We start from the raw sequence: 19,954 nt of genomic DNA, 5'->3' as shown, positions 1-19,954 counted from the left end.
TCCAGCATCATTTACCAAACTATGAATGTTGCTTTATTTCACTCACTACGGCATTCTTCTTATGCATATACATATAAGAAATACTACAAACTACAATAACGATGCCACCAAAATATATACCGTACTCGGTCGCAAGGGTTACTATCACTTCTATATGCTTTCCAAATATTGAGCCTAGTACGAAATAAACTAACGTCCAGACAAAGCCTGTTACATATGAATAAACCGCATACGTTTTAAAAGACATGTTATTCATTCCTACTAAATACGGTACGATATGCCTCACAACAGGTATAAAATAACTTATAACTAATGCATAATGACCATATTTTGCTATCATCTCTTGCGATTTTAAAAGATACTTCGTCTTTTTCTTTTTCATCAATTTATTAAGTATTTTTATGCCAAAAATTTTCCCGAGTATATACCCTAAAGAAAGGCCGGATACAACGCCTAAATACGTTAGTAAAAAGGCGGGAATCAAATCCAATATACCCATCGATGATACTAATCCACCGCTCATTACAATCATTTCATCTGGAATTGGCATACCGATAATACCTAACCATAAACAGAAAAATAACGCCCAATAACCATACTGCTCAATGTATGACATTAATTCATTTAGCTCCATTATGCATATGCTCTCCTTGGCTCTTTTTTACAGCTAAAGACGTAAGCTGGCGGGAAATTGAACCACACTTTTTCTAGTGTAATTTCAGGGAAGAAATGCTGTATAAATCCTTTTTTCACAAGTGAATATTGAAATGTAATAAATTCTCCATTCTCATGTATCGTTTCCATTACACTGTTTAAAATGCGCTTTGAAACCTCTTCTGGTAAAGAAGTGAAAGGCAATCCTGATAAGATGTAATCAATACATTCTATATTCAATTGTTCCCTATACTTCTTTATATTTTCCGCTGAGCCATGTATAACAATCACATTCTGCTCATCTTTAAATTTTCTCTTTAACTCTTTGAAAAATACTTCATTAATTTCAATAAGAAGAAATAATGTCTCCTTCTTCTTTCTCTTCATAATTTCTTTCGTAAAAGCTCCTGTACCAGGCCCTAGCTCTACAATGCATTTCGCTCTATTAAAATCAATTACATCTACCATCTTCTTTGCTAATATTTTTGAACTTGGCGCAATTGCACCAGTATGTTTCGGATGTTTAATAAATTCGTGTAAGAATGTTATGAGTTGCATGTAACCTTCTCCCCATTCGTTCAATAGTTTTTAACTTGTTTCTAAGTATAACTATCGTTTCTTAATAAAAATTGAGGAAGTTTCTTAAGATTTTATGAAGATGAAGGAAATCTTCATCTTTACTATAAACAAACATAAAAAATTGAATTCCAAAGATAAGCGAATCAAACATATACAAATAAGTCAGCTTGTTTATTTACCATGAATGATCATGTTCCTACTCCGATTTTGTATAGCGAAGTTACTATTTTTATGTTAGAATCCTCTAAGATATTTGAAATTAGTATAGAAATCATTTTTGGAGGCTTTATGAATAATCAAAACGATAATAAATCAAATGCATTATTTGCAGCTATACAAATAGTGCTACCACTTTTATTACCTATTCTTGTCCCTACATTTTTAATAGTGGGAATGAAAAAGTGGATGCCCGATGAAGTTAAGTATCCAAGCATAATATCATTGTTCGCATTATGTATGGGATTTTTCATAGTAGGAATTCTCTTCTCTATTGTTTTACGTTTATGTAAATTATCTGAGGAAAAATTAAAGGAATTAGGATTTTTAGGATTTACACTTTCGGCTGTTAGCACATTTCTAAGTTTTTATGTAGGTTACTTTTGGTTGGCAGACCTTAACTTCACATCAGTTGAATTATCACCTCATGCCGTATTAATTTTCGCTATTCTATGTACCTTGCTATTGGAAGGTATTTTTAAAGTAATGGACATGTTTGATAGTTCGGACGAAAATAAAGCTCACGTATAGACAAAAAAGCATTCGACTAACATGTTAGTCGGATGCTTTTTTACTAAGATAAAACAACTCTTTCATTACTTCGCGCTCACAATCTTATAATAAGAGCGAACTGTTAAGAAGTAATATCCGATATAAATAACGCCGTATACTCCGATACTAATTAGAAGCGGAATCATAATTTCAAATGGTAGTATGTTCCCTAAACCTTTTAATGCAAACAAACTGTGTAGAATTCCGATTACTAGTGGAATTGCAAAGATAAAGCTCACTTGTTTTGCAATAGCTTTTTTCATTTCTTGTTTCGTTACACCGACTTTATGAAGGACAACGTAACGCTCACGATCTGCACTTGCTTCTGTTAGCTGTTTGAAGTAAATAATAGAACCTGTTGCTAGTAAGAATACAAGTCCTAAGAACATTCCGATGAACATCATTAGTCCAGTTGCTTCAAGTCCCATATGGAAACCAGTATAGAAGTCTCTAAATGGTGGTGCCATTTCTGATTCACTAGCTGGCATCACTTTTGTTAATTTTTCTGTTAATACTTTACTGTTTCTTTCATCTTTTACATCAATATTTTTTACAACACGTGTTCCAAATGCTTGCTTCGCCTGTTCATACATTTCATCTGAAACGACAACAACTAATTCACCTAAGTTCGTAATTGCATTATTATTTGCACCTTGGATCGTCAATGTCTTCGTTTCATTTCCAATTTGGAATACCGCTTTATTTCCTTTATATTCAGGGCTAAACTCATACCCTTCCATATAAGAACTATCATATATAAATGCTTCGCCAGTAGCTATATTCACTGTTTCCGCATCGATTTTTTTCGCAAGTTTGTTGAATTCAGATTGAGATATAAATTGATATTTCTCTGAGATACTGTAGTTCATATTAAAGATGAAATCGACTTTAGCTCCTTCAAACTTTCCTTTTACAGGAACCATCTCAACTTCAAATTGATCTTTTACAGGGTGATTCTCTTTCTCTTCAGCAAAAATCGCATTTACTTTCTTATCTAGTTCTGCATCTTTCTTCTCATAAGAGTAGCTGTATGGTGCAACTGCTTTTGATTGTGTAAATGTGTTGTAATACATCGTAACTGACGTACCAACCGCCGTTAATGTTACTGCACTTAAAATAGAAATTGTCGCAAGTGACTTTGCATTTCCTTTAATACGATATAGTAACTGTGACGTCGTTATCATATTCATACCGTTATAAAACGATGATTTATTATTTCTTGCACGTTTCAATACGAATACTGTAAAGAACATAAATAGTAAATACGTACCTAATACTGTCGCAAGTAATATATAAAGTGCGACTGCCATAAAGTTTGCATACATAACTGCCTTCATAAACATTAACGCTAAGAAATAACCTGAGCCGATTAAGAAAACTGAAATTAACGCCATAATTACGGATCCTTTTGGCATTGCTTCTCCTTCACGCTCTGCGCGGAAAAGTTCAATTAACTTAAAGCGATAAATTAAACGATACCCTTGAAGTGATGTATATAAAATAATCACAAAGAAAATAATTGCTGTATCAATAATCGCAGCCATCGGTACTTCAAAATGAACGTTTAAATTTAATCCCATCATATTTACTAATAACTCAAGGAATAATTTTGAAAGGACACTACCGATCGCAATCCCGATTACTAATGACATTAATCCCATTAACATATTTTCATAAAAGAGCATTTTACCAATTTGTCTTTTCCGAATACCTAGTAACGAATATAAGCCAACTTCTTTTTTACGTTTACGTGTAAAGAATCCGTTCGAATATATAATAAACACTGCTACGAAAATGATAAGCATCACACTTGAAACTTGAAATGCACCACTAATCTTTTTAGAAGCTTCTGCTGCTTTTTCCATTTGTGAATTATATTGCAGTGCTTTAAATGTAAAGTAAATTACAATACTAAATATCATTGATGCAAAATATACAAAGTAGTCTTTAAAGTTCCGCTGTATGTTGCGGAGGGCAATGCTAGATAAGGTCATCAGCCATACCTCCAGAAATAGAAGACATTACGTCAACGACTTTTTGGAAGAACTGTTTACGCGTTGATTCACCGCGGTGCAATTCTTTATATAGTTCACCATCTTTAATGAAAATAACTCGTTTACAATAACTCGCCGCAAATGCATCATGCGTTACCATTAAAATTGTTGAGTTATCATATTCATTTAATGACTTCATACTTTCAAGTAAATCTGTTGCAGATTTAGAATCAAGCGCTCCAGTTGGCTCGTCTCCGAAAATCATACTTGGATTCGTAACAATTGCACGTGATGCTGCGCAGCGCTGCTTCTGTCCACCTGACACTTGATATGGGAACTGACTTAAAATATGATCAATACCAAATTTCTTTGAGATTTCAAGAACGCGGCGATCAATCTCACTCGCTTTCACCTTTGATAACGCAAGTGGTAAAGCAATATTCTCTTTCACTGTTAACGTATCTAATAAGTTATAATCTTGGAAAATGAAACCTAAATGATCGCGGCGGAATAATGCTAACTTATCATCATTCATCTTCACAATATCTTTTCCATCAATTAAAATTTCACCGTTCGTCGCATTATCAATTGTAGAAAGAACATTTAGTAAAGTCGTCTTACCAGAACCAGAAGGTCCCATAATTCCAACGAATTCACCTTCTTTTACTTGTAAGTTAATACCTTTTAACGCTGCAAATTTATTACCACCCGTGTCATACACTTTTTCGATATTTTTTGCTTCTAACACTGTTTTCATCTCGACATCCCTCATTTCTTCTATTCTCTATTTTCAACTATATACACTCTCTACTCTTGCCACTATCGATGTTTCTTACACAAACATGACAGTTATGTAAGGCACATAAGTAAAGACATCAAAAAGTTAACATAATGAATTAAAGTACTTTGCTACTATAACATTGGGATATCATACCATCCATTCATTCTCCTTACAGGAACATTACAATTTTGTAAGGTAAAAAATGCACCTACAAAGTTGTGCACGAAATGTCGGATGGGGTTATTTCGTTCCTGTTATTCTATGTACAGAGGAGGTCATAATATGGATTCACTTAAAAATATGAATACTGCAATGCACTATATTGAAGGTAACCTTACGAATGAAATTGATTTTAAAGAAGTTGCGAGGCTAGCTCTCTGTTCTGAGTATCACTTTAAAAGAATGTTTTCGTTTTTAGCAGGCATATCACTATCTGATTATATTCGCTGTAGACGTCTTACTCTCGCTGCCTTTGAACTAAAAAACAGCAATGTAAAAGTCATTGATGTCGCTATAAAATATGGCTACAACTCACCAGATTCATTCGCTCGTGCATTTCAAAACTTGCACGGTATAACACCTTCAGAGGCCCGAAATAGTAGCCATTCTTTGAAGGCTTATTCACCAATGACCTTCCAGTTATCCATTCAAGGAGGAAATGAAATGAATTATCGAATTGAAGAAAAAGACCCCTTTCGAATTATAGGTATTACAAAACGAGTACCAATCGTTTTTAACGGTGTAAATGAAGAAATTGCTTCTATGTGGAAAAGTTTAAACCCAGAGTCTATTCAAACATTAAAGTCCCTTTCAAACATTGAACCTACTGGAATTATTAGTGCTTCCACTAATTTTTCTGAAGGAAGAATGGAGGAAAAAGGCGAACTCGATCACTATATTGGAGTAGCCACAACAAAGGATTGTCCAGAGCAATTCGCGCAACTTGAAGTCGCAGCTTCAACATGGGCTATATTTGAAGCTGTCGGTCCATTTCCTGATGCATTACAAAATGTATGGGGACGTATTTATTCTGAATGGTTCCCTTCTTCGAACTATGAACTAGCGGAAGGACCGGAGATATTGTGGAATGAACAGAAAGATATATCTTCTCCAAACTTTAAAAGTGAAATTTGGATACCGGTTTTGAAGAAGTGATAACAAAAGGAAAAGAGCTAAGCATTGTGCCTAGCTCTTTTTACATATTTGCTTACTCGTAAAAGTGTATATATTTCATCAGTTCTTCAATTCCTTTAAATTGGAGTAATAGTTGATTGTTCAAGTTTTCTAAAGCCAACTGAAAGGAACGTTCAATTTTTCCATAGTGTAATGTTTCTAAATCATCTAGCAAGCTTTTCATATTTTCTATATAATACACGGTTTTTCTCAAACTGCTTATAACCAGTATTTTACGCAGTTCAGATATTGGAAACATTCTATAACCGTTTTCTTTATTTCTTTCTGAGTGGACTAACCCTTCATGTTCCCAATGACGGATAGCCGAAGTATTTACGCCTGCTATGTTTGCAGCCTCTCCAATGCTCATGCGTTCATTTAACTCTACATTTTTATATTTAGTAAAATCAGCATTTCGAATCATGTTTAGTATTTCTTCTACTCGTTTTTTCTCCACCTGAATATTGAATTGCTGTTCATTAATTAACCAAAGTGCTTCTTCAAACTTTACGTTTTTAATCATCCTCATAACTTTATAAACAATAGGTATATCATATCCTTTTAATAATGCTCTAATGGTAATAAATGCTTGAAAGTGTATCGATGTATAAAACCGGTGATTACTTTCCGTTCTTGGCACAACAGGAATGAGATTTTGTTCTTCATATCTTCTCAAAGTTGTTGTGCTAACATTTAAGACATTCGCAATTTGTTTAGGACTATATGTCTTCATTTATTAACTCCTTTTTAAAGTAAAACCTTCAAGTGCTACATTAACATATTTCAAATAAAATCCTTATATATACGAGAAAAAAAATCATAAATCCGGAAGATTGCATGAATGTTATATGATTTTAGTATAAACAATTTAGGAGTGATAGAAATGGAGAAAATCATAAAACTTACGGACGAATCAGTATTAAAGGTTGGTTTGGTTGGAAATCCAAAATTTAGAACAATCATGCTCCCAGTTGCTAAAGAATCTGTATATGGGCAAGATGCTGAAACTTTAAAGTTGTGGGGAGTAGATCCTGAATTTGGAAAACATTTTATTGATGGACTCATAGATAAGTTTCAGATTTTATATTTTGACTACGAAGGCCATCGTTTGCAACATCCAAATCCAGAGAATCTCACACCTGAAAATATAGTAAAAGACCTATTAACAATTGCTGACGAAATGAATATTAATAAGTTTAGTTATTATGGTTACTCTTGGTTAGCTTTAGCCGGATTACAATTAGCCATTCGAACGGATAGATTAGACAGTATAATCATGGGCGGGTTTCCACCAATAGATGGTCCATATAAAGAAATGATGGTAGTAACAAATAAAACATACGAGCAAGCTGTGAATAATCACAATTCTCCTGTTATTGATCAAGCACATATTAATCCTGAAAAAATTGATTGGGATAACATACAGATAAAGATCGACATGAGTCAAACTAAACAGTTTGTTACAATGTACGAGAATTTGATGGAGTTTGATGATCAAGACATCCAACATAAACTAATCATTCCGAGATTAGCGTTTTCTGGGGAAAAAGACACTATTGTTTACGGTGAAAATTTTGGCAATGTAGTAGTTGATATTATTGGTATACTTCAAAAAAACAAACAAAAGTTAGAACATCTTGGATGGGATATAGAAATCTTAAGAGGAAATGATATGGATCACACTAAAGCTATGCAACCTATAACAGTTCTGTCATTGATAAAGCCTTGGTTAATTAAAAATTTGAATATAACTTATTAAATATAGTAATTTGAATAACCTAAAAACAAAGCTGCTCTTCCCTAAAAGGAAAAGCAGCTTTATTTACATTTTCAACTCTTCTTTATAAATACTATATGACTTTATTGTTGATACGATAATGCATATTAATATGATTCCAATCCCTATAAAAATATTAAATGGATCTGGAAGCAAAGCCCCGGCATATATACAAAGTGAACCTATTACAAATACCCTCGAAGCAAATCTATGTGTTTTCCTCCAAACTACAGGATTTTCTAATGTCCAGTCCATTCGAATGCCTACTAACCCGTTTGGCTTCGTTTGTTGCATGTAATTACCTAGTACAAGAAACAATGTTCCAAGTCCAAAATTAAATGCAATTGAGCCCGATGCAATATAATTAGACGCTGCTAATAGCGCAAATAAGTTACAACCGAATCCTATTAAAAGAATTGCATAATGGACTGCGGAAAGGACTTTAGCATGCTGTTTATACTTATCTTTCGTTACGTCAATATACCCAAGAGCTAGCCATATCAAATACAGCAACATCATGCTACCTATTGAAACAGAACTTGCTTCTACTTTAGAAAAATATCCATCTACTACTCCTGCCGCATTATAATGACGTGGAATTTGTTCTGGTAAATGTGGCCATACAATATACCATCCAATTACAATGCCAATAATTAAACTCCATGGTAATACGTGTCTTTTCATCCTCTCTCCCCCATAATTTTTTATTAAGCCCCTATTTCTTTTTTATAAGCAATATATGAATATCCCATCGTGAGCCCTACTGCACCGATAATAATTCCACCCATTACGAAAGATTTCCACGTTACTGGTGCAAAAACACTTAGAATCATAATAATTCCTAATGCAACAAACACCTTTCCGCTAAAGCGATGCGTCTTTCTCCATACTTCTTCGTTACTTAACGTCCACGGTGTTTTTATACCTACAAAATAATTTGGTTTACATTGTGGTAAATAGTTTCCGATGACTATAAATAAAATACCAACTAATAATTCAGGCACGCGATTAATGAATAAATTGTATCCTAATCCACTTGTGATAATATCTATATTTCCTACAAATAGTAGCAGTAGTATCCCGTTATTTATCATCATAAAAGCTTTAGAAAACTTCTCGTAGTTTGCTTTCTTTGGATCAATCTTTGGTAACAGGTTGAGAAAAATATATAAAACAATCATAATTCCAACCATAGAAAGCATTCCATACAATTTAGAAGAATACCCATCTACCTTACCACCGCTCCAATGCGTTGCAATTGTATCCGGCAAATGTGGCCAAGCAAACGCCCAAGCTAAACAAATTATAACGATTAATAAGATTGCAAAAAGATGTTTTTTCATTTCCCCTCTTCCCCCTTATTCGTAAATGTAAACACCCAAGTCAACAAATCTTGAAAGACCGTTGTGTTTAAAGAGTACACAACGAATTGCCCTTTCTTTTCATCTTGAATAAGTTCAGCATTTTTAAGTGCGTTTAAGTGGTGTGAAATACTTGGTTTTGTCATATTGAAATGTTCAGCAATCTCACCAGCGGTTAGATCACCTTCTTTTAATAAGTCTAAAATTTTTCGCCTTGTTGGATCTGCTAATGCTTTGAATGCTTGATTCAATGTCTTTCTTCCTTTCGATAATTAGACATTTAGATATTTATCTAAATATTAAACCGATTACCGTTATTTGTCAATTGTATCCAGCGCCCTTTTTACTTTTCTCACTTTTAACCTATACTGTTTACCAGCTTATCTTTCAACATAATGAAAAGACTTGAAACACATGATACACTATAGCTACAATTGTTTTTCTGAGGAGGAATATACATATGTATAAAATTTTAATCGTTGAAGACGATCCAAATATTTCATCATTACTGCAATCTCACATTCAGAAGTACGGTTATGAGGCTGTGGTAGCGGAGAATTTCGATGATATTATGGAATCGTTTAACGCAGTGAAACCCCATCTTGTTTTACTTGATGTAAACTTACCGAAATTCGATGGTTTCTACTGGTGCCGTCAAATTCGTCATGAATCTACTTGTCCAATTATTTTCATTTCAGCGCGTGCTGGTGAGATGGAACAAATTATGGCAATTGAAAGCGGTGCGGATGATTACATTACAAAACCATTCCACTACGACGTTGTGATGGCGAAAATTAAAGGACAATTACGCCGTATTTACGGTGATTATGCACCAAATATTTCAGAACGTATCGTTGAAGTAGAAGGATTAAAACTATTCCCTGAACGTCCAGAAATTCATTTTGGATCTGAACAAGTTCTTTTAACGAAGAAAGAGGCAATTTTAGCAGAAATGTTATTATCTAAATTTCCTCGTACAGCGAGCCGTGAAGATTTATTAGCTGCGCTTTGGGATGACGAAAGTTTCGTTGAGGAAAATACATTAAACGTAAACATTACACGTCTTCGTAAAAAGTTTAATGAGCTTGGCATTGAGAACTCTATTGAAACAGTACGTGGACTTGGATATCGCTTTAACGCAACTTGGAGTGAATAAGCATGAAGTTATTTTTACGTGATCATTTTGCATTTTTCCTACTGTACGTATTAAACTTCGGTATCATTTTCGTTCTTTATGATGCAGTAGATGGATTTCAAAATAATAAATTTTACTTCGTCGTTTTAAGCCTATACTTATTTATTTGTTTCCTCGCTTACCGTTACGTTCGCAATCGTAGAATGTACCATAGATTAAGTGAGCAACCAGAAAAAATGGAAGATGCGTTTATTGAAAGAGCAACTGCTCCGATGCCTCACGGTGTCAATGAACTCGTGCGTACGCAGTACCGCCTCTTCCAAAAAGAACTACAATCGTATGAAGTAAAACAACAAGAACATCAATTATTTATTAACCATTGGGTACATCAAATGAAGACACCTGTTTCTGTTATGCAGCTTATGGTGCTAGAAATGGAAGACGAGCATTTAATTCCAAAGTTTAAAAAAGAATTAGAGCGTCTAAACCAAGGGCTTGATATGGCTTTATACATGGCTAGGTTAAATAACTTCCATGAAGATTTCCATGTTGAGACGATTTCATTAAAAGATACGGTAACAAAAAATATTAACGGATTAAAAGAACTATTCATTCGTAATGGTGTCTTCCCTGTTTTAGAAGTCCATTCTGATTTAAAAGTTGCTTCTGATGCGAAATGGCTAAAATTTATCATCTATCAGTTAATGACAAATGCAGTTCGTTACTCTGGTGAACGCGGAAAGAAAGTATTCTTATCTGCTTATCGAAACGGAAAAGATATTATTTTAGAAGTTCGTGATGAAGGTGTTGGTATTCCGCAAGAAGATATTCGAAGAGTATTTGAACCATTTTACACTGGGAAAAACGGTCGCGCATTCGGAGAATCTACTGGTATGGGCCTTTATATTGTAAGTAAAATTTGTGATTATTTAGGTCACTCTGTCAAACTAGATTCTGAAGTTGGTAAAGGAACGACGATTAAAATCATCTTCCACAACGCTGCAAATAATCAAGCAGAACATACGGAGAAGGTGACCGAAGCATGATCGTAACATATGCAAGCAAAATGTATGAGAACTCACTCTCATACATTTTTTGCAATACAACTACTTCTATATCTTCTAGCCGGAGGTATAATCTATGACATTTTGGCAATTTGCATTTAAAAACGTCACGCGCAACTCAAGAGCTTATTTTGCTTACTTTGTAAGTAGCTCCTTTTCCATTGCTGTGTTCTTTTCGTTTGCTGTTTACTTATTCCATCCGAAATTACAAAACTTTGACATGACTTCTGAAATTTCAGGATTAATGATATTTTCAGAAGTAGTAATTGTATTTTTCTCTTTCTTCTTTTTACTATATTCCATTGGTACTTTTTTAAAAGTTAGAAAAAAACAATTTGGTGTTTTGACCATTTTAGGAATATCGAGAAAACAATTACATCGTCTTGTTTTTATGGAGAATATGTTAATCGGGATTTTATCTATATTTTTCGGCATGCAGTTTGGAGTTGTTTTTTCTCAATTTTTCTTATTAGTAACATCCAAACTTACGCATGTTCCAGGAATATATTTATACGGTCCTACTAACGCGTTTATTTTAACAACCATTGTTTTCCTTAGTCTTTTTATCATTGTATCTGCATTCACACCAATGCTTATTCGTACAAAAAAAGCGGTACACCTTTTAAAAACAAATGGTGGAAAACAAAAAGAAAGAAAACCATCCATACTTGTTTCATTATTTGGTGTGATTTGTTTATTTGGTGGTTATGCGTTAGCTGGAAATCCTAAATATTTCGTATCAGTAAGCCCGCAAATCGGTGTTATATATATGGTTTCAAGTATTTTCGTTATCCCAATGCTTGTTACAATCGGAACATATTTCTTCTTTTCACAAATTAGTTTCTTACTGATTTATATTTTAAAGAAAAGAAGGAAGTTTTATATGAAACGGATTAATATGCTTTGGATTTCGGATTTAGCGAGCCGTATTCGAACGAATATTAATATGCTTTTTATTGTAGCAATGCTATCTACAATTGCTTTCACAATGATTACGTTTCTATATGGATTCGGGAAATTTATTAAGCTAGAAGTTAATAGAACTTCTCCTTTTCCAATTTCTTATTTTTCTTATGATGCGAACCCTTTTGTTACAGAGCATTTAAATTGGCTTGAGCAACAATTACAAAAAGAGCATTTCCCTTATCAAAAAATAAAAGCTGATATATATGAAACACCACTAAAAGAAGATAAAGATATAGCTATTTATAATGACGTATACGCAATTAAGCAAAGTGACTATAACAAACTTGCAGATTCTTTACGAATGAAACAACTATTTATGGATGATAACGAAGCATATGTGCTAACAGGGACATCTTATATCACCATATTCAACGAATTTGAGCAAAGCTACAAAAGAGATTACATTACACTCTCTAGTACAAATACGAAATTACGAGTAAAAGGCTATGAGCATGTAAACGCAATCCCATCTGACTTTTCATATCAAACGATAGTGTTGCCTGATATTATCGTAAATAACTTACCTAACACCGTAAAACATATATCAGCATACAATTACAAAATTCAAAACTGGGAACAGACATATGAAATTGCTGATAATTTTATAGAAAAAGTGCAAAAAGATCGAAATAAATCCCAGTATGAAGGACCTCTTATTCGTTCCTTTGAATCAGCAGGTTCGTTATACAAAATAACATCAGGCAGTGCTGCATTTTTCCTAATTGGGACATTTTTAGGAGTTATTTTCTTCATTGGAGCTGGTAGCGTTCTTTACTTTAGAATGTATACGGATTTGACGAACGAACAAGAGAAATATATAACGATTTCTAAAATCGGTGTAACAGATACAGAGATGAAACGATCTGCAACCATTCAACTTAGTATTTTATTTTTCATTCCGTACATTATGGCATCCATTCATACAATGTTCGCAACAAAAATGCTACAAGATGTAATTGGTTTATCTCTGTTCAAAGAAGTTTCAGCCGTTCTTATTATTTTTGGATTCGTTGAAATCGTATTTTTCTTATTCATTCGTTCACTTTATATGCAAAAATTATCACAGTATACGAATGGTTAACATATTAAAAAAGTTATCACATGAGAAGGTGGGATCTCATCCCTCCTTTTTCATGCTCATCCCAATAGGAGGTTCAGGTGAATGACATTTTGGCAGTTTGCCTTTAAAAACGTGACGCGGAACGCCAGAGCTTATTTTGCCTATTTTGTAAGCAGTGCGTTCTCCATTGCAATCTTTTTCTCATTTGCAGTTTATTTATTCCATCCGAAATTGCATATGACAGACGTGAATTATGCTCTGAACATATTAATGACAATTTCAGAAGTTGTCATTGTGTTCTTTTCATTTTTCTTTTTACTGTATTCAATCGGGACGTTTTTAAAAGTACGAAAAAAACAGTTCGGGATTTTAACAGTACTTGGCATATCTCAAAAACAATTAAAACGACTCATATTTATAGAAAATATGTTAATTGGTGCTCTTTCTATATTTTTTGGTATTCAACTTGGAGTTGTCTTTTCACAGTTCTTTTTATTAGTTACCGCCAAAATTACACACGTACCTGGTTTATATTTATATCCGCCTACAAGTGCTATCGTTTTAACTATCATCATCTTTCTTGGGCTCTTCATTCTCGTATCATCTTTTACACCGATGCTCATTCGTACGAGAAAAGCCGTACGTCTTTTAAAAGAAGGAACAAAACAAAAAGAAAGAAAAGCATCCGTTCTCATCTCTCTATTTGGTGCGACCTGTTTAATATGTGGATATGCGTTAGCCGCAAATCCACTGTATTTTATGTCGCTTGGTGACATAATTGGGCTTTTATATGCCGTCTCTAGTATATTTGTCATCCCATCGCTTATTGCAGCTGGAACATACTTTTTCTTTTCACAAATTAGTTTTTTACTTCTTCGTATTTTAAAAATGCGAAGAACGTTTTATATGAAACGAATTAATATGCTTTGGATTTCTGATCTAGCATCACGTATTCGTACGAATATTAATATGCTCTTTATTGTGGCGATGCTATCGACGCTCGCTTTTACAATGATTACATTCTTATATGGATTCGGGAAATTTACAAAGTTTGATGCGATTAGACAAAACCCTTTCCCGTTTACTTATTTATCGCATACTGAAAATACGTTAGCTGATGAACATTTAAACTGGTTAGAGCAGAAATTTAATGAAGAGCACTTTACTTATACAAAATTTAAAACAGATATATATGAAGTATCTTCAGCTGAAGATAACACGCAGCTCTATTATGCCATTAAACAAAGTGACTATAATGTACTTGCTAAGGCTTTAAATTGGGAAACGCTCACGGTAAATAAGAATGAATCTTATATTCTTATGAAAGACTTAGATGATCAAGTTATTGGAACGCTTCATAATAAAGAACAGAAAAATACACTTACACTTACTCAAAACAATTTACAACTACAAGTGAAAGAATACAAAAGCTATAGCCCATTCCCAAACAGCTTAATATACCAATTACTCATACTATCTGATGAAAATGTAGAAGCCTTATCCACCGTTTCCAAACAAATGAGTGTATATAACTTCAAAGTTACAGATTGGGAAAAAGCACATAATATCGGTTCATCGTTTATCACAAAAATTGACACCGATAATGCAGCAATTCAAGCAGAGCATCCACCTTTCCATGCAAGTGAAGCGAGCGATTCTCTATATAAGACAAAACTAAATGTCGCTTCGTTCTTCTTAATTGGTACTTTCCTAGGAGTTATTTTCTTTATCGGTGCTGGCAGTGTTCTTTACTTCCGGATGTATACAGATTTAACAAGTGAGCAAGAAAAATATATAACGATTACAAAAATAGGCTTAACTGAGACTGAAATGAAACGTTCAGCGACAATTCAGCTTGCGATTCTTTTCTTCGTACCTTACATTATGGCATCAATCCATACGATGTTTGCGACAAAGATGCTACAAGAAATATTACATCTCTCGTTCTTCGCTGAAATTACAGTCGTACTGTTGATTTTTGGAACAGTTGAAATTTTATTTTTCCTTTTAATTCGTTCCTTTTATATGCAAAAATTATCACAACACATTAAGTTTTAGAGAATAGAAAGGTGATTATTATGGAAGAAGTATTACACATAAAAAACGTCTCAAAAGTGTATGAGGGAAAAGTACCTCATACCGCTTTAAAAAATATAAATTTACACGTAGATAAAGGTGAATTTGTTGCTATCATGGGGCCATCTGGTAGCGGTAAATCTACGTTTTTAAACGTTATTTCTACAATTGATTCCCCTACTTCTGGTGATGTCGTGATTAACGGAAAAAAACCGCACACATTTCGTAGAGAGAAGTTAGCCATTTTCCGTCGCCAAGAGTTAGGATTTGTTTTCCAAAATTTTAATCTACTAGATACACTAACAATTGGTGAAAATATCGTACTGCCTTTAACGTTAGATAATGTTCCGTTAAAAGAAATGGACGAAAAGCTTGATAACATTTCAAAAAAGCTTGGAATCGATCATATTTTGGACAAACGTATTTTTGAAGTTTCTGGAGGACAAGCACAGCGTACTGCAGTTGCACGTGCTGTTATCCATCACCCCTCACTTCTACTTGCTGATGAACCAACAGGGAACTTAGATTCAAAAGCGGCAATTGACGTAATGGAGCTATTTACGAAATTAAATAAAGAAGAAGATGCAACGATTTTAATGGTTACGCACGATCCGTTTGCCGCAAGTTATTGTAACCGCGTCATTTTCATTAAAGATGGCGAACTTTACAACGAACTGCACCGCGGGCTATATCGCGAGAAATTTTATCAGGAAATATTAGATGTTCTAGCGTTATTAGGAGGAAGACGTGGATGACATTTTGGCAATTTGCATTTAAAAATGTCTCGCGTAATTCTAAAGCATATTTCGCTTATTTTGTAAGTAGTGCTTTTTCTATCATGGTTTTCTTTTCATTTACTGTATACGCGTATCACCCGCGGTTACAAAGTGTACAAAGTTTCCAAGAACGTGATCCTCTAATGAACTTAGCTAGTACAGCACAGCTTGTGATTGTTATGTTCTCGTTCTTCTTTCTCTTATATTCAATTGGAACATTTTTAAATGTACGGAAGCAACAATTCGGGATACTCACAATTCTCGGTATCTCACAGAGACAATTAAAAAGACTGTTATTTACTGAAAATATGATAATCGGGATATTGTCTATCTTTATCGGCATTCAAGGTGGCCTTGTATTTTCTAACTTTTTCTTATTAGTCACTTCGAAATTAACAAATGCCAAAGGTCTCTATTTATATTGGCCAACAGAAGCGATTATCGTTACAACCGTAACGTTTATCATTTTATTTTTAATCGTTTCTACGTTTACACCAATGTTTATTCGTACTCGAAAAACAGCCCACCTCATTAAAGGGAACAAGAAAATGCCAGCTGAAAAAAGACCATCTATACTCATCTCTTTATTCGCTTTAATTTGTTTAGGGCTATGCTATTATATCGCTGGTTATCCACGAGGCTACGTAACGGAAAAAAATGTGCAAAATGGATCTGTCTTTTTTATTATGTTATCTATTTTACCGCTCGTAGTAGTCGGGACATATTTATTCTTTTCACAAACATTTCTTCTTTTTATCTATATTTTAAAGAAGCGTAGAAAGTTTTATTTGAAACAAATAAATATGTTATGGATTTCGGACTTAGTTGCTCGTACCCGTAGTAATATTAACGTACTCTTTATCGTTTCTATGCTATCTGCACTTGCATTTACAATTATTATTGGGTTATTCGCCGCTAATAACAATACGAAGGCATCAGTACTAGAGCGATATCCCGTCCCCTTCACTTATACATCAGAAGGTGACAATTCCCTTGAACAAAAGCATATTTCTACAATTGAAACGGAGCTTACAACTAGTAATTTTCAGTACAAAAAATATAAGTTTACAGTCTTAAAAGATACAGCTTCAAAAGAAGATATTATGCTTATGAAGATGAGCGATTATAACGCAATCGCCCAACAATTGAAAAGACCGGAAATAACAATCGATTCTACAGAAGTGTATATTATTTCTCGCCACTCACCAGAACTTCTCGATCTCGTATCTAATCCATTTGCAAAGCAAAATACGATTACACTCGGATCTAATAAAAAAGAATTTCATATTAAAGGGTTTATTAATAAGGGAATAGAACCATCCTTTGCATTCCCACATTTAGCTGTCGTACAAGATTATGTATTTGATAATATGATTCCTCATATTGAAACAACCGTAATCTATAACTACTTCGTAGAAAACTGGGAAAATGCAATAGTTCCAACCAGAAATATGTTACGCGTTATTAGTGGTGATGCACGTGAGTTCTACGAAAAGCATACAGAAGAGAAAGCTCAAGTTCCTTTCTTCATACATACGGCTACGGATGAACTCATTTACGGTAAAGGAAATGCAGTTGCTCAATTCTTTATTTGGGCATTTCTTGGTTTTATCTTCTTTATCGGTGCGGCTAGTGTCTTATATTTCCGTATGTATAATGACTTAACAACTGAAAGACAAAAGTATATTACGATTACAAAGCTTGGCTTAACTGAATTAGAAATGTTTCGCTCTGCAACCATTCAATTAGGAATTTTATTTTTTGTTCCTTACATCGTTGCTGGTGTTCACACGTTATTTGCGGTTAAGTTTTTACAAAGCATGTTTTCTTTCTCCTTACTAAAAGAGACATGTATCGTACTCACCTTTTTCGGGATTATCGAGATTATTTTCTTCTTCTTAATCCGTTCTCTGTACATTAATAAATTATCACAGCATATAAAAATATGAATAAAATGGCCTTGTGCGTATTGCACAAGGCCATTTTCAATAGTTTTTAATAATTAGCAGCAATATCCACCATAGCCGCCGCCGTAACCGCCATAACCACCATAGCCACAACCGCCGCCTCCGCCGAAGCAGCTAGCACCGATGATAATTAATAAAATAAACAATACGATTAGAAGCGCAAAACCGCCTCCGCATCCACGTCTACGGTCGCAATCATCATGTCTGTGTTCACACTTTTCGCTCATTACCCTATTCCTCCTTTAGTATCATTCATAACAAGTTCCTCTTGTTCTAAATGAGGGGATTCCATTTATATTATGTTTTCAGGGCGAATAGGAAGCTTGGCTTACCTAAAAACGGGCTTGTTTTAGAAATTGGGCTTAATCAAAAAAAAAGATACCTATTTAGGTATCTTTTAAAGAAACATATTTAACAAAAGGGCAAAACCGAATGCAATAAATGATAACAATGTCTCCAGCACCGTCCACGTTTTAAACGTTTCCTTCACCGTCAAACCTAAATACTCTTTTACAAGCCAGAAACCAGCATCATTTACGTGAGAAAACATTAACGAACCTGCACCGGTTGCAATAACGAGAAGCTCTAAATTCACACCAGACATGTGCTGAATAACTGGTGAAACAATCCCTGCCGCTGTCGTTAATGCTACTGTAGCTGAACCTGTTGCAATTCGAATTAATCCAGCTACCATGAAAGCTAATACAATTGGTGATAACGATATATGTTCTGCCATTTGTGCAATAGCTGTTCCAACGCCGCTTTCAATTAATATTTGTTTAAATCCACCGCCTGCACCAATTATTAAAATAATAGAACCGACAGGCAATAAACTTTCATCTGTTAATTTTTTAATCATCTTTTTATTAATACCTTGTTTGATACCGAGTAAGTAAAATGCTGCGAAACATGAAATAAGTAAGGCGATTACTGGACTTCCTATAAACACAAAAAATTCAGTCAACTTTTTCGGTAATGAAATATATGGTGCAACTACTGATAAAATCATCAATACAACTGGTAATAAAATAATAAAGAATGAAACTTTACGACTTGGCAAATCAGTTGATACTGTCGTAACTCGAACAAGCTCCGGTTCATTTTCAGGTATAACCCTCTTATGTACCCACTTTGCAAATATTGGGCCTGCTATAATAGCCGTTGGTAATGCGATAAGTAATGAATATAAAAGCACCTTTCCTAAGTTCGCGTTATAAATACCAATTGCAGTCATGGCCCCTGGATGCGGAGGTACTAGCCCATGTACGATAGATAATCCCGCAATAACAGGTAAAGCAATTAATAATATGTTTTGCTTCGTTGTTTTTCGAATTGAAATAACAAGTGGTAATAAAATGACAATCCCTACTTCAAAAAAGACGGGAATCCCTATAACAAAACCTGCAAATAACATAGCCCAAGGTAATTTTTTTACGCCGAAAAATCGAATAAAGAAATCTGCAACTTGCATGCCTGCCCCTGAATCAGACATCATTTTCCCTAAGATAGTTCCAAGTGCCAAAATACCAACTAAATGCCCTAGTACACTACCAACACCAGTTTCATAGGCAGTCACTATTTTCGTTAAATTCAGTCCAGACATAATAGCTAAAAATAAACTCGCAACTGTTAAACTAATAAATGCATGCCATTTCCACCATGATACCCCTAAAATAACAATTGCGATTGCAAGTAACGTGACGATTAATAAGTATATATCCATCTCTCATTCCCCTTACTTTTACCCCTTATTTGTGGACAGTAAACACCTTATTGGTGCGGGATTAAAGTTTCACTTTATAAAAAAAGAGAGCGAATACCCT

At 34.2% G+C, this 19,954-nt stretch carries 19 protein-coding genes; 9 read left to right on the top strand and 10 right to left on the bottom strand.

From position 1 onward, the window contains the following. Positions 1–19 precede the first annotated feature (19 nt). The gene (locus tag C4S65_RS00345) at positions 20–634 is read right to left on the bottom strand and encodes a DedA family protein (protein WP_000422375.1); all 615 of its coding nucleotides are present in this window, start codon (positions 632–634) and stop codon (positions 20–22) included. Next, a complete protein-coding gene (locus C4S65_RS00340; RefSeq protein ID WP_001176072.1) occupies positions 634–1,212 on the bottom strand; it encodes an rRNA adenine N-6-methyltransferase family protein in 579 nt (192 codons plus the stop codon). The genes C4S65_RS00345 and C4S65_RS00340 overlap by 1 nt, the downstream gene beginning before the upstream one ends. Positions 1,213–1,521: 309 nt before the next feature. Between C4S65_RS00340 and C4S65_RS00335 the strand changes: the two genes are divergently transcribed. Continuing rightward, on the top strand, positions 1,522–1,980 hold the full coding sequence (locus tag C4S65_RS00335) for a hypothetical protein (RefSeq protein WP_001064712.1): 459 nt from the start codon (positions 1,522–1,524) through the stop codon (positions 1,978–1,980). Positions 1,981–2,045: 65 nt separating this feature from the next. On the opposite strand, the gene C4S65_RS00330 is transcribed toward C4S65_RS00335, so the two are convergent. Further along, positions 2,046–3,995 (bottom strand): ABC transporter permease, encoded by a 1,950-nt coding sequence (locus tag C4S65_RS00330; protein ID WP_061667103.1) that lies wholly within the window; start codon positions 3,993–3,995, stop codon positions 2,046–2,048. Continuing rightward, the gene (locus tag C4S65_RS00325; RefSeq protein WP_000859656.1) at positions 3,982–4,752 is read right to left on the bottom strand and encodes an ABC transporter ATP-binding protein; all 771 of its coding nucleotides are present in this window, start codon (positions 4,750–4,752) and stop codon (positions 3,982–3,984) included. The genes C4S65_RS00330 and C4S65_RS00325 overlap by 14 nt, the downstream gene beginning before the upstream one ends. Positions 4,753–5,058: 306 nt before the next feature. On the opposite strand from C4S65_RS00325, the gene C4S65_RS00320 reads away from it, so the two are divergent. After that, positions 5,059–5,931, top strand: coding sequence for an AraC family transcriptional regulator (locus C4S65_RS00320; protein ID WP_061667102.1), 873 nt, complete (start codon positions 5,059–5,061; stop codon positions 5,929–5,931). A 52-nt stretch (positions 5,932–5,983) separates the two neighbouring features. Here C4S65_RS00320 and C4S65_RS00315 read toward each other — a convergent pair whose 3' ends face one another. Continuing rightward, on the bottom strand, positions 5,984–6,682 hold the full coding sequence (locus C4S65_RS00315) for a MerR family transcriptional regulator (RefSeq protein WP_061667101.1): 699 nt from the start codon (positions 6,680–6,682) through the stop codon (positions 5,984–5,986). A 150-nt stretch (positions 6,683–6,832) separates the two neighbouring features. On the opposite strand from C4S65_RS00315, the gene C4S65_RS00310 reads away from it, so the two are divergent. Next, complete coding sequence (locus C4S65_RS00310; protein ID WP_000411236.1) at positions 6,833–7,708, top strand: hypothetical protein; 876 nt, start codon at positions 6,833–6,835, stop codon at positions 7,706–7,708. 63 nt (positions 7,709–7,771) lie between these two features. Here C4S65_RS00310 and C4S65_RS00305 read toward each other — a convergent pair whose 3' ends face one another. Genes C4S65_RS00305 through C4S65_RS00295 form a run of 3 tightly spaced genes read right to left on the bottom strand, consistent with a single transcriptional unit; the run spans position 7,772 to position 9,338 of the window. Further along, positions 7,772–8,410: an SdpI family protein gene (locus C4S65_RS00305; RefSeq protein WP_000820679.1), complete on the bottom strand. Its 639-nt coding sequence runs from the start codon at positions 8,408–8,410 to the stop codon at positions 7,772–7,774. A gap of 23 nt (positions 8,411–8,433) precedes the next feature. Next, positions 8,434–9,069 (bottom strand): SdpI family protein, encoded by a 636-nt coding sequence (locus C4S65_RS00300; RefSeq protein WP_086790826.1) that lies wholly within the window; start codon positions 9,067–9,069, stop codon positions 8,434–8,436. Further along, a complete protein-coding gene (locus C4S65_RS00295; RefSeq protein ID WP_001070526.1) occupies positions 9,066–9,338 on the bottom strand; it encodes an autorepressor SdpR family transcription factor in 273 nt (90 codons plus the stop codon). The genes C4S65_RS00300 and C4S65_RS00295 overlap by 4 nt, the downstream gene beginning before the upstream one ends. 209 nt (positions 9,339–9,547) lie before the next feature. Between C4S65_RS00295 and C4S65_RS00290 the strand changes: the two genes are divergently transcribed. The 6 genes from C4S65_RS00290 to C4S65_RS00265 all read left to right on the top strand — a co-directional run bounded on the left by C4S65_RS00290 (position 9,548) and on the right by C4S65_RS00265 (position 18,113). Further along, complete coding sequence (locus C4S65_RS00290) at positions 9,548–10,243, top strand: response regulator transcription factor (RefSeq protein ID WP_000276738.1); 696 nt, start codon at positions 9,548–9,550, stop codon at positions 10,241–10,243. A 2-nt stretch (positions 10,244–10,245) separates the two neighbouring features. Continuing rightward, positions 10,246–11,268, top strand: coding sequence for a sensor histidine kinase (locus C4S65_RS00285; RefSeq protein ID WP_000765341.1), 1,023 nt, complete (start codon positions 10,246–10,248; stop codon positions 11,266–11,268). A 94-nt stretch (positions 11,269–11,362) separates the two neighbouring features. Next, complete coding sequence (locus C4S65_RS00280) at positions 11,363–13,333, top strand: ABC transporter permease (protein ID WP_086405772.1); 1,971 nt, start codon at positions 11,363–11,365, stop codon at positions 13,331–13,333. Between the two features lie 81 nt (positions 13,334–13,414). Next, positions 13,415–15,370: an ABC transporter permease gene (locus C4S65_RS00275; protein WP_061667099.1), complete on the top strand. Its 1,956-nt coding sequence runs from the start codon at positions 13,415–13,417 to the stop codon at positions 15,368–15,370. Positions 15,371–15,390: 20 nt separating this feature from the next. Beyond that, the gene (locus C4S65_RS00270; protein ID WP_000393250.1) at positions 15,391–16,143 is read left to right on the top strand and encodes an ABC transporter ATP-binding protein; all 753 of its coding nucleotides are present in this window, start codon (positions 15,391–15,393) and stop codon (positions 16,141–16,143) included. Further along, entirely contained in the window at positions 16,140–18,113 is a 1,974-nt protein-coding gene (locus C4S65_RS00265; protein WP_000144948.1) for an ABC transporter permease, read from the top strand. The genes C4S65_RS00270 and C4S65_RS00265 overlap by 4 nt, the downstream gene beginning before the upstream one ends. A 53-nt stretch (positions 18,114–18,166) precedes the next feature. Here C4S65_RS00265 and C4S65_RS00260 read toward each other — a convergent pair whose 3' ends face one another. Both C4S65_RS00260 and gntP read right to left on the bottom strand, forming a co-directional pair. Then, the gene (locus C4S65_RS00260) at positions 18,167–18,358 is read right to left on the bottom strand and encodes a YjcZ family sporulation protein (RefSeq protein ID WP_001290387.1); all 192 of its coding nucleotides are present in this window, start codon (positions 18,356–18,358) and stop codon (positions 18,167–18,169) included. Between the two features lie 170 nt (positions 18,359–18,528). Continuing rightward, complete coding sequence (gene gntP, locus C4S65_RS00255) at positions 18,529–19,854, bottom strand: gluconate permease GntP (protein ID WP_061667098.1); 1,326 nt, start codon at positions 19,852–19,854, stop codon at positions 18,529–18,531. Positions 19,855–19,954: the final 100 nt, after the last annotated feature.

It is taken from the genome of Bacillus sp. ok061, from assembly GCF_900108285.1.
Classification (GTDB): Bacteria; Bacillota; Bacilli; order Bacillales; family Bacillaceae_G; genus Bacillus_A; species Bacillus_A thuringiensis_S.
This window is presented reverse-complemented; position numbering and strand designations above follow the sequence as displayed.